This is a genomic window from Cupriavidus sp. R6-3 (assembly GCF_059772245.1).
Map to the genome: position 1 here is coordinate 1 of NZ_JCBAJO010000421.1, position 1777 is coordinate 1777.

Annotated in this window: 3 protein-coding genes; 1 reads left to right on the forward strand and 2 read right to left on the reverse strand. The window is 69.8% G+C overall.

From position 1 onward, the window contains the following. Both AC6EI8_RS26310 and AC6EI8_RS26315 read right to left on the reverse strand, forming a co-directional pair. A partial coding sequence (locus tag AC6EI8_RS26310; RefSeq protein WP_498383369.1) for a hypothetical protein occupies positions 1 to 555 on the reverse strand: 555 nt, incomplete at its 3' end. A 182-nt stretch (positions 556 to 737) separates the two neighbouring features. Then, a complete protein-coding gene (locus tag AC6EI8_RS26315; protein WP_190286413.1) occupies positions 738 to 884 on the reverse strand; it encodes a hypothetical protein in 147 nt (48 codons plus the stop codon). 15 nt (positions 885 to 899) lie between these two features. Here AC6EI8_RS26315 and AC6EI8_RS26320 point away from each other — a divergent pair. Beyond that, the coding region (locus AC6EI8_RS26320; RefSeq protein ID WP_498383370.1) for a phosphatase PAP2 family protein at positions 900 to 1777 on the forward strand (878 nt) is incomplete at its 3' end.

Genomic DNA, 1777 nt, shown 5'->3' on the forward strand with positions numbered 1-1777 from the left:
CGGGCCGCGATCAGGGCGCGGCAGCCGCAGCGACAGCGTTTCGCTGCGGTGCACGTAGCGCACGCCCTCGAGCGCGGCCAGACCGCGCAACGTGGAGATCGGCACGGTGGCCGCGATGAAATTGCGCCGATGCAGCAGCGGCGTGGCGGGTTGCTGCCCGGGCCGGCGACGATGGCCGGCCTCCGCCAGCATGCGGTCGATCGCGCGCAGCACGTGCTCGGTATCGTCGGGCGCGCCGGGCTCGCGCGGCTCGGTCTCGACGATCACGTTGATGAAGACGTCGTCGGCCACCGGCATGGCCTGCTGCTTGGGACGCGTCACGCGGCCGCGATGCACGGTCAGGCAACTGTAGTCGCTGAGGCCGGCGGCAAAGCGGTCGCGTTCCTGCTGCTCGATCGCCAGCCGTCGCTCGGCCGGTTCGGGCAGCGCGGACTTGCGGGTCACCACGCATTGCGAATATTGCGCGCGCAGCTGGTTGACCGGCTCGCTGCCGTTGCTGACCTGGCGCAGCTTGGGATGCAGATGCTGCAGGGGTGGGGTATCGTCGCGGGGCATCGGGGTTGTCTCCTCGTCGCGCTCGCTGCATAGCCTAACGGCTTCGTGCCGGCGCGGCCACTGCAAATTTTTCAAGCGTGAGTTCAGTGCGATCGCTGCCTGATTGCGGCGCGGGCGCGAGCGACCCGGCGGCGTGGGCGCGACCCGGCGGCGCGGGCGCGATCCGCACGGCGCGCGTTCTATCATGCGGATTGACGCGGTGTTGTACCCGGCCCGGATGACACGGTCATTGCCGCGAGAATTACGAAAACACGGAACCTGCCCATGCCACCAATGGCGACGAAACGGATGACGAGATTGAGCACCAGATCGAGCACGAGATCGAGCACGAGCCAGAGGCCACGATGGACGAGCTGATCGCGGCCTGGCCTGCCTGGCTGCGCTTCGAGCAGCCCACGCCCGGCCTGCTGATCGGCGGCCTGCTGCTGTTCGTCGTGCTGGCCGTGCTGGGGCTCTGCCTGGTCCGCATCGCGCTGGTGCTGATCCATCCGGTGGTACGGCTGCTCGATTCGCTGCGGCACGTCGCGCGCGATGCGCTGCACGCGCGTGCGGGCGAGCGCTGGCCGCGGGTGCTGAAGCTGCTGGAGCGCGAGGTCGCCGAGATCCTGCTGGTCGTGCTCGCGGCCGCGGTGCTGCTTGGCAGCGGTGGCCTGCTGATCTGGCTTGCGGTGGCGGTGGCCGCGGAAACGCCGCTGATGCGGGTCGACCAGGCGGTGTTCGCGTGGCTGCAGCAGGGCCGGCAGGACTGGCTCGACGTCGCGATGACCGCCATCACGGAATTCGGCGGCGCGCGCATCGCGGTGGCGATCGGCATCGCGGTGTTCGGCTGGCTGGCGTGGCGCCGTGCGTGGGCCGCCGCGGTCTATTGGACGATCGCGCTGATCGGCGCGCGTGCCTGCGTGCTGGTGCTCAAGTACGGCCTGGCGCGCGGCCGGCCGGCCAGCATCTACGGCGGCGTCGAGTCGTTTTCATTTCCGAGCGGCCACGCGACCAGCAGCATGGTCACCTACGGCTTCCTGGCCTTCCTGCTCTGCGTGCGGCAGCCCTGGCGCGTGCGCATTCCGGTGCTGGCGGTGACGGCGACCGTGGTGGTCGCCATCGGCCTGTCGCGGCTCTATCTGGGCATGCATTGGCTGTCGGACGTGGTGGCCGGTTACGCGCTCGGCATGGCGTGGATCGTGATGCTGGCGACCGCCTATCTGACGCTGCATGTGCCGGCCAG